Genomic DNA, 13,232 nt, shown 5'->3' on the forward strand with positions numbered 1-13,232 from the left:
CTGGGTGGTGACGGTCGGCCGTGGCCAATGTGGTCCGCGCGCGATCCATCGGCACCGAGCCCCAGGCGTTCCTTGAGGCGCCCCAGAGGAAGCGAAGATGAGCATTGAGCAATTCATTGACAACGAAGTGAAGTCGAACGACGTCGTCCTGTTCATGAAGGGAACGCCGCAGTTTCCGCAATGCGGATTCTCGGGACAGGTCGTGCAGATCCTCGATCACGTCGGCATCGGCTACAAGGGCCTCAACGTGCTCGAGTCCGCCGAGCTCCGCGACGGCATCAAGACCTACTCGAATTGGCCGACGATCCCGCAGCTCTACGTGAAGGGCGAATTCGTCGGCGGTTGCGACATCGTGCGCGAGATGTTCCAGAGCGGCGAACTGCAGCAGCTGTTCACCGACAAGGGCGTCCCGGTCGGCACGGCAGCGTCTGCCTGAGCTATCCGGTCCGCACCATCGGCGCGACCCGTTTCGAGATCATCGTCGCCGACATCACCAGGCTCAGCGTTGACGCCATCGTCAACGCCGCCAATTCCTCGTTGCTCGGCGGTGGTGGCGTCGACGGTGCGATCCACCGCGCCGCGGGGCCTGATCTCGTGATGGAGTGCCGCATGCTCCATGGCTGCAAGACCGGCGAGGCCAAGATCACGAAGGGCTACCGGCTGCCGGCCCGGCACGTGATCCACACGGTCGGCCCGGTCTGGCAGAGCGGCGACCGCGGCGAGCCGGACCTGCTGGCCTCGTGCTACCGCCGCTCGATCGAGCTGTGTCACACGCATCTCCTGGACTCCGTCGCGTTTCCCGCGATATCGACCGGCATCTTTCGCTTTCCCGCCGATCGTGCCGCGTCGATTGCGGTCACGACGTCGATCGAGGCGATCAGCGAGGAAACGTCGCTCGCCCAGATCGTGTTCTGCTGTTTCTCGGAGCAGAGCGCCGAGCTGCATGATCAGGCGCTGAGCGAGGCCATGGTGAGCCGCGCTCGCTCGGGTTCGGCGAGGTGACGGCGACCGGCCTGCGGCGGGGCAGTTAGCATGCAGCAACTGGTTTCTCGACGCACCGTGCTCGGTGTGCTCCTCGCGGCGCCCATGCTGCCGGCCCTGGCCCGCGCAGGCGGACCGTCGCCGCGCGATCTCGACCGGCCGCGCCTCGACACCGTCTCCGACTATTTCCGCAACGAGGTCTCCGCCGGCAACATTCCCGGCGCGGTCGTGCTTGTCCAGCAGCACGGCCGTCCGGCCCTGCTGCAGAGCTTCGGCTATCGCGACCCCGCGACCCGCGCGGCGATGACGGAGGACGCGATCTTCCGCGTCTACTCGATGTCGAAGCCGGTCACCTCGGTGGCCGCGATGATGCTGGTCGACGACGGCAGGCTGGGGCTCGATGATCCCCTGTCGAAATACATTCCCAGCTTTGCTGATGTGAAGGTCGGCGATACTCGGCTTGTGCGTCCGATCACCATTCTCGACCTGCTGCGCCACACCTCGGGCATCACCTACGGCTTCTACGGCGAGACGGCCGTCCGCAGGCTCTATGCCAATGCGCATCTGTTCGACGGCGACATCGACAACGCGACCTTTGTCGAACGCCTCGCCGGGCTGCCGCTGGCCGAGCAGCCGGGCACGTTGTGGGACTACGGCCACTCGACCGACGTGCTCGGCCGCGTGATCGAGGTCGTCTCGGGCCGCTCGCTCTATGAGTTCGAGAGAGAACGGCTGCTGGGTCCGCTCGGCATGCGCGAGACCGCTTTCTTTCTCGCCGACCAGAGCCAGCGCGGCCGCGTCGCCGAGCCGTCGCCGCGCGACTGGTTCGATCGGCCGATCGCGGGCCTCGACGATCCTCTTCGGCCCAAACGCTGGGAGTCGGGCGGGGCCGGCATGATCAGCACCATCTCCGACTACGCGCGGTTCGCGCAGATGCTGTTGAACGGCGGCGAGCTCGAGGGCCGCCATTATCTGAAGCCTGAGACGATCGCGCTGATGACGCGGGACCATGTCGTGGGGGTGGGGATTCTCCGTGACGACCTCTATTTTCCAGGCGCCGACAGCGGCTTCGGCTTGGGCTTTTCCGTCCGCCTCGCGGAGAAGTCGCTGGTGCCATCAGGCGAGTATGGCTGGGATGGCGTCGGCGGGACGTTCTTCTTCATCGATCCCGCCGATGACCTGTTCGTCATCGTCATGATGCAGGCCCCCTCGCAGCGCGGCCGCATCGCGCGCGAGCTGCGGCAGCTGGTCTATGGGGCACTCGCGCCGTAACCCTCATGCCGTGCGCACGATCTCCCTGACATGGCCGACCGTCTCCTCGATCATTCCTGCGCTGACGTCGAGATGGGTGCAGGCGCGGATGCGGCCGTCCATCATTGCGAGCAGCACGCCGCGCTTGCGTAATTCGCCGACCATCTTGTCGCCGCTGACGCCGGCGCCGTCGGGCTTGAAGAACACGAGATTGGTCTCTGGCTCCTGCACCTCGACGCCCTGGATCTGCGACAGCCCGCGCGCCAGCGCCCGTGCATTGGCGTGGTCCTCGGCCAGCCGATCGACGTGATGATCGAGCGCGTAGATGCAGGCGGCCGCGACGATTCCGGCCTGGCGCATCGATCCGCCCAGCCGCTGCTTCCAGCGCCAGACCTCGTCGATGAAGGCGGCGCTGCCGGCGAGCGCGCCGCCGATCGGTGCGCCCAGTCCCTTGGAGAAATCGATCCAGGCCGAATCCCAGCCCGCGGTCATCTCTGCGGCCGGAATGCCGGTAGCCACCGTCGCATTGAGCAGCCGCGCGCCATCCATGTGCGTCGCCATGCCCTGGGCTTTCGCAATCTGCACGATCTCGTCGAGCGCGGTCTTCTTCCAGATCGTGCCACCTCCGATATTGGCGGTCTGCTCGACGCTCACCACGGTCTGCGGCGGCTGGTAGCGCGAGCGCGGATGCAGCGCCGCGCGGAATGTCTGCGGCGTGAACTGGCCGTCGGGACCCTTCAGCTGGGTGACCTGGAAGCCGCCGAGCGCGGCATGCGCGCCGCCCTCGCGCGAGATGATGTGCGCGGTCTCGTGCGCCAGGATCTCATCGCCCGGCCGGCAATGCACCAAGGTCGCCGCGACGTTGCACATCGTGCCCGACGGCATGAACACCGCGGCTTCCTTGCCGAGCAGCGCGGCGACGCGGCCGCACAGCTCATGCACGGTCGGATCGTCGCCGCTCTGCTCGTCGCCGACCTCTGCCCGCGCCATCGCCTCGCGCATCGCTGGCGTCGGACGGGTCTGGGTGTCCGACAACAGATTGACGCGCACGGGCGGCGCCTTGGGATCACGCGGGGGCGGGGTGTAAGACATCGGCAGTCCTCGTTCGGCTTTCACAGCCGGACCTTACCCAACTCGCACCGCTCCCGCAAAACGCTCCTCCTTTGATCACGCCGCAAGCGGTGGGTTGAGCCAGATATCCGGCCGCCGCGACCGTCTTGTCTCGATCGGCTCGGCGACCAGCGGCGGCGCATCAGTGCAATCGAAAACCCAGGACTCGAGCGGGCTTTGCCGTGACGGAGAGAGCTGAAGCGCGCCGCTGGCGCCGACCGGGCGCTGCCGCCTTATGTTCCAGCCCATGTTCACCGCCGCCCAGCCGACCAGCATCGTCTGCCATTCGTCGGTGAGCTCACGGGTGTCGTCGAAACAATGGAGAAGTTCGAGCGCGAACGGATCGTAAGGGAGCTGCGCGTCGGCAAAGGTGAGCCCGGTTCCGAGGTGGCGGATCACATGGGCTGTCGCATCGGACTGGACGTGCCAGCAGGAGCGCTCGAGATGATCGAAGACCGTCGAGGGATAGAGGCCGTCGTTGAACCGGTAACGGATCCCCGAGGGCCGGGCGCGTAACGGTGGCGCCCGCAATGGCGGCAGAGGCGGAGTGCCGACCGCATCGGCCGGCAACGCGCCGAAGATGATATTGCGCCTGTTGAACTCCATGGCGAACGCCCCGCTACTTTACAACTGCGGACAGTGAATCACGGGATGGATTCGCTGTCAGCGGGGCTTGAGGCGATTTCATGGCACCTGTTGCATTCGGGAATCGGTCGCTCGTTCCTCAAACCGCAAAAAGAAAGGCCCCGGCGAAGCGGGGCCTTTCGGAATATCAGATGGGAGCGGACGTTCGTCCGGTCAAGATCAGCGCGAGTAGAACTCGACGATCAGATGCGGCTCCATCTGCACCGCGAACGGCACGTCCGACAGCGCGGGGATGCGGATGAACTTCGCGGTCATCTTGCCGTGATCGGCTTCGATATAGTCGGGCACGTCACGCTCAGCGAGCTGGGAAGCTTCCAGCACCACGGCGAGCTGCTTGGAGGATTCCTTGACCTCGATCACGTCGCCCGGCTTGAGCTGATAGCTCGAGATGTTGACCTTGCGGCCGTTCACCTTGATGTGGCCGTGATTGATGAACTGGCGCGCGGCGAACATGGTGGCGACGAACTTGGCGCGGAACACCACGGTGTCGAGACGGCGCTCGAGGATGCCGATCAGGTTCTCGCCGGTGTCGCCCTTGATACGGCCGGCCTCGACATAGATGCCGTGGAACTGGCGCTCGGAGATATTGGCGTAATAGCCCTTCAGCTTCTGCTTGGCGCGCAGCTGCACGCCGAAGTCGGACAGCTTGCCCTTGCGGCGCTGGCCGTGCTGGCCGGGGCCGTATTCACGGCGGTTGACGGGGCTCTTCGGGCGGCCCCAGATATTCTGGCCCATGCGGCGATCGATCTTGTACTTCGCCTCACTGCGCTTAGTCATCGCGTCCTCTTCAAGTCGTTCGGGTTTGAGGAAACGCGCCCTCCTGTGTGTCCGGGAAACCCGGTTCACCGACAGGCCCATCCCCAAAGCATGAAGGGACAAGGCCACGGGTCGCGAAACGCAACGCGGGCCGAAAGCGGCCCGCGAGCAAGGGGGGTTCTAAGGGAGAAACCGCCGTGCTGTCAAACCGCTAGCGCCACATTTTGCGGTCAAATCGCTCTTGAAGCTCAATTTCACCCTCAACGGCCGTCTTATGTCGCAATCGGCCCGCGAGCCCCGTGCCCTCAGCCGCCGATCGCCCGGACCGGTTTGGCCTCGGCGGCGCGCGAAGCCCTGAGCTCGGCCGCAATCTCGCCGTTCAGCACCTGTTCCAGCCGCGCAAAGGTCCGGGCGATCAGGGCCGCGTCCGTCACCCGGTGGTCCCAGCGGATCATGGCGCCGATGGTGCCGTCGGGCTTGGCCACGTCGAAGCTGAGGATGTACGGCCCGGGGCTGAGCGCGTGCAATTCGCCGCCGCCATAGGCCGAGACCCCGGTCACGGCGAAATTGCCGAACCAATTGGCGCGCTGGCGGCCGAAATTGAGCCCGACCAGCCAGGCGATCGGGCGCAGCGGCCAGGGCAGGCGGGTGGTCAGCATGATCTTGCGGAACATCGGCACCTGGTCGATCGGTGCTTCCTTACCATGACGTATGATGGCATCGACCTCGGCCAGCGACAGCTGGTCGGGGTCGCCGACCCGCTGCGGCAGCACGCAAGGCTGGCCGTCCTCGATCCGGGAGATCGCGACCATCGCGACGTTGCGCGGCAGCTCGTAGAAGCAGGGTCGCGGCCATTTGGCATAGAGCGTGCGCAGGGTCGGCTCTTCCAGGGCGACCAGCGCGAACGCCTTGACGAAGATCGCGGCGAAGCCGGGCGGGCGGGCGGCGAGGCTTCGTGCTTCAAGCAGCGGCCGGACGTTCAGGGTCCGCGCCAGCGAGACGAACGGCACGCCCGCGGAGGCGCGCATCAGATCGATGATCAGGCGGCGCGGCAGCGAGATGGTCCTGGTCGTTCCGCGCATCCTGAAACCCGACCTCCCGTTTGGTCTGCTTGGCCTTGTCCGGTCCCGGCGGCGGCTGCTGATACCACCGGGCGCCGGCTTACGGAAGCGCTGCTCTATGGCGCGGGCGAGGCGAGCGGCTTGGTCTTGTCGACGACGTAAACCCCGAGCACCTTCAGGCTCTTGTCGCCGTGAACCTTGGCGTCGTGGACAACGCCGGCCGGGATCTGGAACGAATCGCCGGCCTTGAGGTGCCGGTCGGGCTGGCCCTCGACGACGAGTTCGGCCTCGCCGTCGAGGATATAGCCGGTCTCGACCCCGGGATGGGTATGGCGGCCCGCGGCTCCCCCGGCCGCGACCTCGGCGATCGCCTGGACGATGGTATAGCCGTCCGGGAAATCGGTCTTCTGCAGCATCGTGCGCTTGATGGCCGGCTGCTGCGCCAGGGCGGCGCCGAGCCCGAGCACGGAAAGCGACAGGCCGAAAATCGTCTTCTTCATCATGGTCTTCTCCCCCAATGTTGTTTTTCGTTTGGAACCTGAAGCCTGCGCCATATCGGCGCCGAATCAGCGCTTGATCCCCTCGAAGCTTGCGGCAATGCCGCGCTGGAACAAGGACCAGTCGAAGCCGAGCGCCAGCGCCACGTAGCCGCGCGCGATCATCGCGTTGGCCTGCTCGGCCGAGCGCGCCGCGCCGCCGATCGGCACGCCCGACTTGAGAATGCCGGCCTCGGCGCGGGCGATCAGGGATTTCACTTGCGGGTCTTCGAGTTGCCCGCGCTTGTTGATCGAGGTGGCGAGGTCGCCGGGGCCGATCACGGCGATGTCGATGCCGGGCGTGGCCATGATCTCGTCGATGCATTCGACCGCCTCGACATGCTCGATCGTCACCATGCAGACCATATCGTCGTCGGCCGTGGCCATGTAATCGGCCATCGATACGTTCCAGTGGAACGGCGCGTGGAACGGACCCCATAGGCGGTCGCCGCGGGGCGGATAGCGGACGCTGCGCGCCGCCTTCTCAGCGTCCGCGCGGCTCGAGATCATCGGGAAGTTGATGCCGAGCGCGCCGAGGTCCATCGGCGCTTTGGCCAGATGCGGCTCGTTGGCGGCGATCCGCACCAGCGGCACGCAGGGCGTGCCGGCCGTGGCCGTGATCATCGCATGCGCGGTGGAGAGATCGATCGGCCCGTGCTCGAGGTCGACGATGATCCAGTCGAGCTGTTGCGCCATGATGCGCACGGTCTGGATGCTCGGGATGGTGGCGATGGCGCCGAAGGTGGGCTGCTTGTCGCGCCAGGCCTGCTTGAGGCGGTTGAGCGGCTGTCGCGTCGCAGACATCGCAATCTCCCTCAGGCCGGCACGCGGCCGCCGAAAAAGGGCGTCAGCGCCCGGCTGAGCTGATGCGGCTTGTTCGAGGTGAAGATCATCACCGCGCCGCCATCGTCGGCGCTACCGGTTGGCGCTCCCAGCAGGTCGATGACGCGGCGCGCGATCGCCGGTGCCGGATCGATCCAGGCGACCTTCCACGGCGCGAGGCGCTCGAGCCGGTCGAGCAGCAGCGGATAATGCGTGCAGGCCAGCACGATCGTATCGGTACGCCCTGCGGGATCGGCGGCGTCGCCGGTGAAGCAGGGCACGATCTCGGCTGATATCGCAGCGTCGCTGACGGCGGTTCCGCTGAGCGCGGCCTCGGCCAGCGAGGCCAGTTCCGGCGAGCCCACCAGCGTGACGTCGCAGCCTCCGGCGAAATCGCGGATCAGCGCGTGGGTGTATTCCCGGGCCACGGTGGCCTTGGTGCCGAGCACCGACACGCGCTTGGTGTTCGACTGCGCGCAGGCCGGCTTGATCGCCGGCACGGTGCCGACGAACGGTACGGCATAGGCGGCGCGCAGCGGCGCCAGCACCTGCACCGAGGCGGTGTTGCAGGCGATCACGATCAGGTCAGGCCGGTGCGCTGATATCAGCTCGCCCATCAGCGGCACCACACGGGCGATCAGCGCCTGCTCGCTGTGATGGCCATAGGGAAAGAAGGCGTCGTCGGCGACATAGATGTAATGGGCATCCGGCCGCGCGCGCACGACCTCGCGCAAGACGCTGAGGCCGCCGAGGCCGGAGTCGAAGACGAGAATCGTGGGGCGGTGGGTCACGCGGCGAGTGTACCGGATCAGGAGGGGTGATTCAGTCGGTTTTTCTGCGGGATTGGGCGGGAGTGAGGCGTTTGGGTGTGTTCCGGCGGGGAGAGGGAAGGTTCAAAAAATGCGCATCTGAGCCGCCGTGGTCGCCGAACATTCCCTGTCATCCCGGCGAACGCCGGGATCCATAACCCCCCGGCGGAAGTTGGCGCCCGAGCTGGATGCTCCAGCGTGCCTTACAGGACCGCCGCGGCGTATGGATCCCGGGTCGGCGCCACGCCAACGCTGTCGCGTTGTCGAGGCTTGCCCGGGACGACAGCGGAGGTTGGTGCGTGCGTTCCCGTCTCTCGAAAAAAGCAAAGCTGTCCGCGACCACATCAGGTGTCATCCCGGCGAACGCCGGGATCCATAACCACCGGCGGAGGTTGGCGACAAAGCTGGAAGCTCCAGCGTGCCTCGCATGGCCGCCGCGGCGTATAGGTCCCGGGTCGGCGCCACGCCAACGCTGCCGCGTTGTCGCAGCCTGCCCGGGACGACAGCGGAGGTTGTAGGCACAGCATCTCAGTAGGCGCAGCATCTCATCCTCGCACCCGCTTTCGCGTCCGAGTGTTGCTCGTCTCATCGCCCTCTCGAAGATGAGGGCGCGGGAAAGGCCGGGTGCCGGTCGCACCCATGGCCCGCCTGCGAAAAAAATGCAGGCGGCAGGAACCACAGGTACGGGCCGGATCATCCGGCCTTCCCCGCGCGATGGCGTTACGGCTTATACGTGATCTCCCCGGGGACCGGCTTTCTTGCCCCCGTCATCCGCGCGCTCGTCAATTGGCGACGCGAACTTGGCATCAGCATCGGGATGCCAGGACCACACGACTTCGCCGTGCGCATCGGATCGTTCGTCGGCATGATCGCTCACGCTGCAACCCGACACGCCCACCGCATCCCGCACCCAACGCTCGTGACGATCGCGAAACGTCCCTCAAGTGAGGCGGGATGCTGGTCTATAGCACGACTTCTGAAAAATAGAAATAGAAAATTTCCGCCGGGGCGGTCGAGAACGCGCAGTTCGCGGCATGTCTCGAATTGAGGCGCGATGGTTCACGCGCACGCAATGTCAGTGGAGCGATCGACTAGGGAGAGACGGGCGGAGGAGCCAAGGCATTTTGGAAGGAGGAAGACCCAAAGCGCTTGCCGAGACGTTTATGACCGGGGACTAAGATCGGCTTTCGAGGAGGTCCGCGTGGAGCCAGAGCCTGCAAGATCGACCGTGTACTTCGACGGATCCTGCCCGCTGTGCCGGGCGGAGATCGGTTACTACAGCCGCACGGATCAGGCCGGCGCACTGTGTTTCGTCGACGTCTCCCAAACAGGTGCCGAACCTCCGGCGGGACTGACCCAGCGGCAGGCCCTGGAGCGGTTCCATGTGTGCGCCGGTGACGGACGCGTGCTCTCGGGCGCGGCGGCCTTCGTCGAGGTCTGGAGGCGGTTGCCTAGGTGGCGCTGGGCGGCGCGCGTGGCATCGCTGCCGGGCGCGCTGGCGGTCCTGGAGCTGGGCTACCGGATGTTTCTCCCGGTCCGGCCCTTCATCTCCCGCGGCTTGGGACGCATCCTGCAGCGCAAGGCCGCCGCTGTGGGGCAGGAGAGTGGCGGAGCGTGACGAGGCGTCGTGCTGGGCCTTGCTGAGAAGGAGCGAAGGTGCACGACGTGGCGGCGGCGCGAGCCGATGGCCCGCGCACGTCGCGGCGATCGGGCGCTCCACGACCCGTCTCCCTGGTCGTGCCGCGAATATCCTGGTCGTCCAGATCCTCTGGGGAAGTGACCTATTCCACAACGAACGCTGGTGGTGCGATGTCGCGGTTTCTGAACTGGTTCTTCCGAAATCGCGCGACGGGCGAGATCACGATCGCGCAGATGCCGAACCCGGCGCTGTGGATCGTGCTGGTGGGCAGCCTCTTGGGATGGGTTTGGCATCCGCCGGGGCAGACAGGCGCCAGTCTGGATTGTCTGGTCAAAGCCAGCCTGTTCGTCTGGGCGTTCGACGAAGTCCTGCGCGGCGTCAACCCCTGGCGGCGCTGCCTCGGCGCAGCCGTGCTGATCTATGTGGTCGCGACGGTGGTGTGATGGATATGGGTAGGAAGAGCGAGCGTGGCCGGGCGATGCGTTTAGTTTTTTTGTCGCTTGCCGGCGAGTGGAGCCAACTTGATTTTAAACTGCTGATGAATCTGCAATGCGCGAGCCTACTAGAGTGTCAAGCTGGTCGACATATTTTTGCATGATGATGGCCCACGGAGTTTATCGACGTAAAATAGTGCGTTTCAATTGACGCGCCATGGCGTTGTGATGCTCTTTTACAAAGAACCAGGACGCTGCGACGATTATGGCCAGAGAAGGCACCGGACAAGACGCATCGGCGTCAACTTCGACGCGATCCACGTCAACTAGCAAGCACTGGCTTGATTTTCTTGCTGTCTTGATCGCCTCTGGCTCCATGGCTTTCAGCGGTTGGCAGGTGAAAATAGCAAGCGAGCGCTCAGCCGCCGAAGTCCGTCCTTATTTGATGGTAGAGAACGACAACGTGCCGTCGCTTGCGGTAAACAAGAAGGGGCTTTGGAACATCAGATACGTAAATTACGGCAAGACTCCCGCTCTGCGCGCCTATACGCTGGGAAAGATTTGGACCGGAAGAACCGCTTTGGAGGACGCGGCGAAGTATATCTCGTCACTACCGGATATCCATGATCCTCAGTGGAGAGGGGCAACCGTGCCGCCTACCAATAAATCTGATGCCACCGGTTTTACTACTCTGGTCACCGATGAAGTTGCCTCGAAAGACCTGCTAGGTTCTATGCGTGAACAGGACAATCAAGTCGTAATGGCAGGGCGGGCCTACTATCTCGACGTTCTTAGAAACCGCTATTCATCAGACTTTTGCTATAGAGTTCTTGCAACTGGCGCAATTGCTGAATGCGAATACGTTTCCAGGTTGCGCTGAGCGCATCTTCACCCAGATTCGGTCAATTGGAATTACGGCGATAGTGCCGTAACTCAGCTCGTCGTCGCTCGCGCACAATAGTCGCGCCAGAACGTCCGGTATCCCTGTTCCACATGCTGCGTATAGACCGCGCTGTTCCCCGCGGCTGAATTCGCCACCATGGCCGGCAGCTGGGCGCGGAGCGCGGCAAGCTCCGCTGGCCGGGAACAGAATTTCAGCGCGATGGCGAGATAGCCTTCATCGTCGTCGGCGACCCAGCCGTCGAGGCCGACCGCCTTGACGATCGCTCCGCCTGCGCGTGCGGAGGGGCTGCCGCCGAGCTTGGTGACGACAGGCACGCCCATCTGCAGCGACTCCCAGGTCGAGATGCCGCCGTTTTGCGGGAACGGATCGAGCGCGATGTCGATCTCGGCGAACATCGCAAGATGCTCTTCGCGCGTTGTCTTTCCGGCACAACGGACGCGGTCCGTGGCAATGCCGTGGGCGACGAAGCGCGCGATCAATCCGTCGCGCAGCAGGGGATCGCTCATCGAATGGTTCTTGACGACGATGATCGAGCCCGGCGTTGCAGCCATCAGCTTCGCCCATAGCGTCAGAGCGGGCTCGGACATCTTGTCGATGCGGTTGAACGCGCCGAAGGTGACGTGGCCGTTGCGAAGCATGGGCAGCGGCGACGGCGGCAGTGTGGGCGGCGGTTCGATCGTGATGAGCGACGGCAGGTCGTAGATCTTTTCGGCAAACAGAGGCCGGACTTCGGCCGGAATCACCACCGGATCGGCCAGCAGATAGTCCATGACGGGCAGCCCCGTTCCGGTGACGCTGCCGATGGCGGAGACCTGGATCGGCGCGGGCTTGCGCGCAAACAAAGTGAGCCGGTGGCCGGCGGAATGTCCTGAGAGGTCGACGAGGATGTCGACCTTGTCGGCGCGGATCTGGTCGGCCAGCTTGTCGTCGGTCAAGAGCCAGGCGTCGACCCAGCGATCGACCAGCGAACGGCACAGCTCTGTCTTGGCGTCCCTGACCGGCGAACAGGAATATGCGACGATGTCGAATGCCTGGTGATCGTGATGGCGCAGGATCGGCAGGAAGCCGAGAGCCGCCGAATGGTCGCGGAAATCGGACGAGACGTAGCCCACGACAAGTCGCCGGTCGGGGTCGAGATCCCGCTCGCCGAGCGGAAGACGTGGCAATCGCGAGCCGATCGCGTGCCACCAGTATTTCCGTTCGGCCTGGAGACGTTTCACCTTGACGTCGGGCAGGAAATCCAGCGCAAAGATCTTCTTGGTGATCGCGTCCTCATGGCTCGGGTTGATCGCAAGCGCGCGGTCGTAGTGCGCGATCGCCGTGGCGATGTCGCCTTGCATCGCAGAGCAGACGCCGAGCAGGGTCCAGGCGCTCTCCGAATTCGGGTTCTGCGCCAGCATCTTGTTGATGAACGAGATCGCCAGCGCGATATTGCCGCGCACCAGAGTCACCGTGGCCTTGCCGCGCAGTGCGTCTTCCAGCAGCGGTTCGAGGGCGAGCGCCGCGTCGAACTCGGCTTCCGCCTCCTCGAACTTGCCCTGCTCCTGATAGACCCGCCCGCGCTGGGCGATGACGGCGGCTGCATGCGGATTGATGGCCAGCGCCGCATTCAGCGCTGCCAGTGCAGCATCGAAATTCCTTAAGTTCATGCTGACCAGGCCCTTGCCGAACAGGGCCGTCAGCAACCGCGGCTGCAGCGAGAGCGCGCGATCGAAGCTCGAGCCGGCCTCTTCGTGCCGGCTCGAGAGCAGCAGCGCCATGCCGCGATTGGCATAGGCGTCGCCATAGTCGGGCTTCAGCGCGATGGCGCGGTCATGCGCGGATATCGCCTCCTCGAACCGGAAGAGGCTCGTCAGTGTATTGCCAAGATGGGTATGCGCGGTCGGGAAGTTCGGCCGCAGGGCGATGGCGCGTTCGTAACGGGCGCGGGCCTCCTCATAGCGGCCGAGCCGGAACAACGCCAAGCCCAGATCGGACTGGGCTTCGGCCAAGCGCGGATCGATCTCGACCGCACGCGTCAAGAGGAGCGCCGCCTGGTCGAAACGGCCGCAGTCCCTTTCGGAGACGCCGAGCAGATGCAGGGCGCCGAAATGATGCGGCAGGTCCTGCAGGATCTGCTGGCACAGCGCCTGAGCCTCCGGATGCCGGCCCTCGCGGTAGGCCTTGACCGCAGCCGGCAACAGCGCGTCCGCCCGCTTCCTGGCCTGCTTTTGCAGCCTGGCATTCTGAAAGGCACGCGAGCCGACGCTGCTTTGCAAGTGCAATCCTCCACAGAAGCGCTCCA

General features: G+C 65.0%; 14 protein-coding genes. 6 read left to right on the forward strand and 8 right to left on the reverse strand.

The features are described from left to right. Positions 1-97: 97 nt before the first annotated feature. The 3 genes from grxD to LQG66_RS36645 are packed head-to-tail and all read left to right on the forward strand — an operon-like array spanning position 98 to position 2,253. Entirely contained in the window at positions 98-436 is a 339-nt protein-coding gene (grxD, locus tag LQG66_RS36635) for a Grx4 family monothiol glutaredoxin (protein WP_231321581.1), read from the forward strand. After that, positions 433-1,002, forward strand: a complete 570-nt coding sequence (locus tag LQG66_RS36640) for an O-acetyl-ADP-ribose deacetylase (protein ID WP_231328078.1) — start codon at positions 433-435, stop codon at positions 1,000-1,002. The genes grxD and LQG66_RS36640 overlap by 4 nt, the downstream gene beginning before the upstream one ends. A gap of 30 nt (positions 1,003-1,032) precedes the next feature. Further along, entirely contained in the window at positions 1,033-2,253 is a 1,221-nt protein-coding gene (locus LQG66_RS36645; RefSeq protein WP_231321583.1) for a serine hydrolase domain-containing protein, read from the forward strand. Positions 2,254-2,256: 3 nt separating this feature from the next. On the opposite strand, the gene LQG66_RS36650 is transcribed toward LQG66_RS36645, so the two are convergent. The 7 genes from LQG66_RS36650 to murI form a co-directional block, all read right to left on the reverse strand. Next, positions 2,257-3,324: a threonine aldolase family protein gene (locus LQG66_RS36650; protein WP_231321585.1), complete on the reverse strand. Its 1,068-nt coding sequence runs from the start codon at positions 3,322-3,324 to the stop codon at positions 2,257-2,259. A gap of 75 nt (positions 3,325-3,399) precedes the next feature. Next, positions 3,400-3,948 (reverse strand): hypothetical protein, encoded by a 549-nt coding sequence (locus LQG66_RS36655; RefSeq protein ID WP_231321588.1) that lies wholly within the window; start codon positions 3,946-3,948, stop codon positions 3,400-3,402. A 198-nt stretch (positions 3,949-4,146) separates the two neighbouring features. After that, entirely contained in the window at positions 4,147-4,764 is a 618-nt protein-coding gene (gene rpsD / locus LQG66_RS36660; protein ID WP_231321597.1) for a 30S ribosomal protein S4, read from the reverse strand. A 284-nt stretch (positions 4,765-5,048) separates the two neighbouring features. After that, positions 5,049-5,825 carry an acyltransferase gene (locus LQG66_RS36665; RefSeq protein WP_231321600.1) on the reverse strand — a complete coding sequence of 259 codons (777 nt, stop codon included), beginning with the start codon at positions 5,823-5,825 and terminating at the stop codon, positions 5,049-5,051. Between the two features lie 95 nt (positions 5,826-5,920). Then, on the reverse strand, positions 5,921-6,307 hold the full coding sequence (locus tag LQG66_RS36670; protein WP_231321603.1) for a cupin domain-containing protein: 387 nt from the start codon (positions 6,305-6,307) through the stop codon (positions 5,921-5,923). 63 nt (positions 6,308-6,370) lie between these two features. Further along, positions 6,371-7,144, reverse strand: coding sequence for an HpcH/HpaI aldolase family protein (locus LQG66_RS36675; protein WP_231321617.1), 774 nt, complete (start codon positions 7,142-7,144; stop codon positions 6,371-6,373). Positions 7,145-7,155: 11 nt separating this feature from the next. Continuing rightward, positions 7,156-7,953 carry a glutamate racemase gene (murI, locus tag LQG66_RS36680; RefSeq protein WP_231321621.1) on the reverse strand — a complete coding sequence of 266 codons (798 nt, stop codon included), beginning with the start codon at positions 7,951-7,953 and terminating at the stop codon, positions 7,156-7,158. 1,219 nt (positions 7,954-9,172) lie between these two features. On the opposite strand from murI, the gene LQG66_RS36685 reads away from it, so the two are divergent. The 3 genes from LQG66_RS36685 to LQG66_RS36695 all read left to right on the forward strand — a co-directional run bounded on the left by LQG66_RS36685 (position 9,173) and on the right by LQG66_RS36695 (position 10,924). Beyond that, positions 9,173-9,589 carry a thiol-disulfide oxidoreductase DCC family protein gene (locus tag LQG66_RS36685; protein WP_231321623.1) on the forward strand — a complete coding sequence of 139 codons (417 nt, stop codon included), beginning with the start codon at positions 9,173-9,175 and terminating at the stop codon, positions 9,587-9,589. 191 nt (positions 9,590-9,780) lie between these two features. After that, entirely contained in the window at positions 9,781-10,053 is a 273-nt protein-coding gene (locus LQG66_RS36690; protein ID WP_231321633.1) for a hypothetical protein, read from the forward strand. Positions 10,054-10,309: 256 nt separating this feature from the next. Further along, positions 10,310-10,924 carry a hypothetical protein gene (locus LQG66_RS36695; protein ID WP_231321636.1) on the forward strand — a complete coding sequence of 205 codons (615 nt, stop codon included), beginning with the start codon at positions 10,310-10,312 and terminating at the stop codon, positions 10,922-10,924. Between the two features lie 53 nt (positions 10,925-10,977). Here the strand turns inward: LQG66_RS36695 and LQG66_RS36700 are convergent, their stop codons facing one another. Continuing rightward, positions 10,978-13,206, reverse strand: a complete 2,229-nt coding sequence (locus tag LQG66_RS36700; RefSeq protein WP_231321639.1) for an O-linked N-acetylglucosamine transferase, SPINDLY family protein — start codon at positions 13,204-13,206, stop codon at positions 10,978-10,980. Positions 13,207-13,232 lie beyond the last annotated feature (26 nt).

Origin of the sequence: Bradyrhizobium ontarionense, from assembly GCF_021088345.1 — a bacterium.
Taxonomy (GTDB): Bacteria; Pseudomonadota; Alphaproteobacteria; order Rhizobiales; family Xanthobacteraceae; genus Bradyrhizobium; species Bradyrhizobium ontarionense.

What these genes read in the sequence shown, in the direction of transcription:
- grxD (WP_231321581.1), top strand. Translation starts at nt 98, where the DNA reads ATGAGCATTGAGCAATTCATTGACAACGAAGTGAAGTCGAACGACGTC.
- LQG66_RS36645 (WP_231321583.1), top strand. Translation starts at nt 1,033, where the DNA reads ATGCAGCAACTGGTTTCTCGACGCACCGTGCTCGGTGTGCTCCTCGCG.
- LQG66_RS36650 (WP_231321585.1), bottom strand. Translation starts at nt 3,324, where the DNA reads ATGTCTTACACCCCGCCCCCGCGTGATCCCAAGGCGCCGCCCGTGCGC.
- LQG66_RS36655 (WP_231321588.1), bottom strand. Translation starts at nt 3,948, where the DNA reads ATGGAGTTCAACAGGCGCAATATCATCTTCGGCGCGTTGCCGGCCGAT.
- rpsD (WP_231321597.1), bottom strand. Translation starts at nt 4,764, where the DNA reads ATGACTAAGCGCAGTGAGGCGAAGTACAAGATCGATCGCCGCATGGGC.
- LQG66_RS36665 (WP_231321600.1), bottom strand. Translation starts at nt 5,825, where the DNA reads ATGCGCGGAACGACCAGGACCATCTCGCTGCCGCGCCGCCTGATCATC.
- LQG66_RS36670 (WP_231321603.1), bottom strand. Translation starts at nt 6,307, where the DNA reads ATGATGAAGAAGACGATTTTCGGCCTGTCGCTTTCCGTGCTCGGGCTC.
- LQG66_RS36675 (WP_231321617.1), bottom strand. Translation starts at nt 7,144, where the DNA reads ATGTCTGCGACGCGACAGCCGCTCAACCGCCTCAAGCAGGCCTGGCGC.
- LQG66_RS36690 (WP_231321633.1), top strand. Translation starts at nt 9,781, where the DNA reads ATGTCGCGGTTTCTGAACTGGTTCTTCCGAAATCGCGCGACGGGCGAG.
- LQG66_RS36695 (WP_231321636.1), top strand. Translation starts at nt 10,310, where the DNA reads ATGGCCAGAGAAGGCACCGGACAAGACGCATCGGCGTCAACTTCGACG.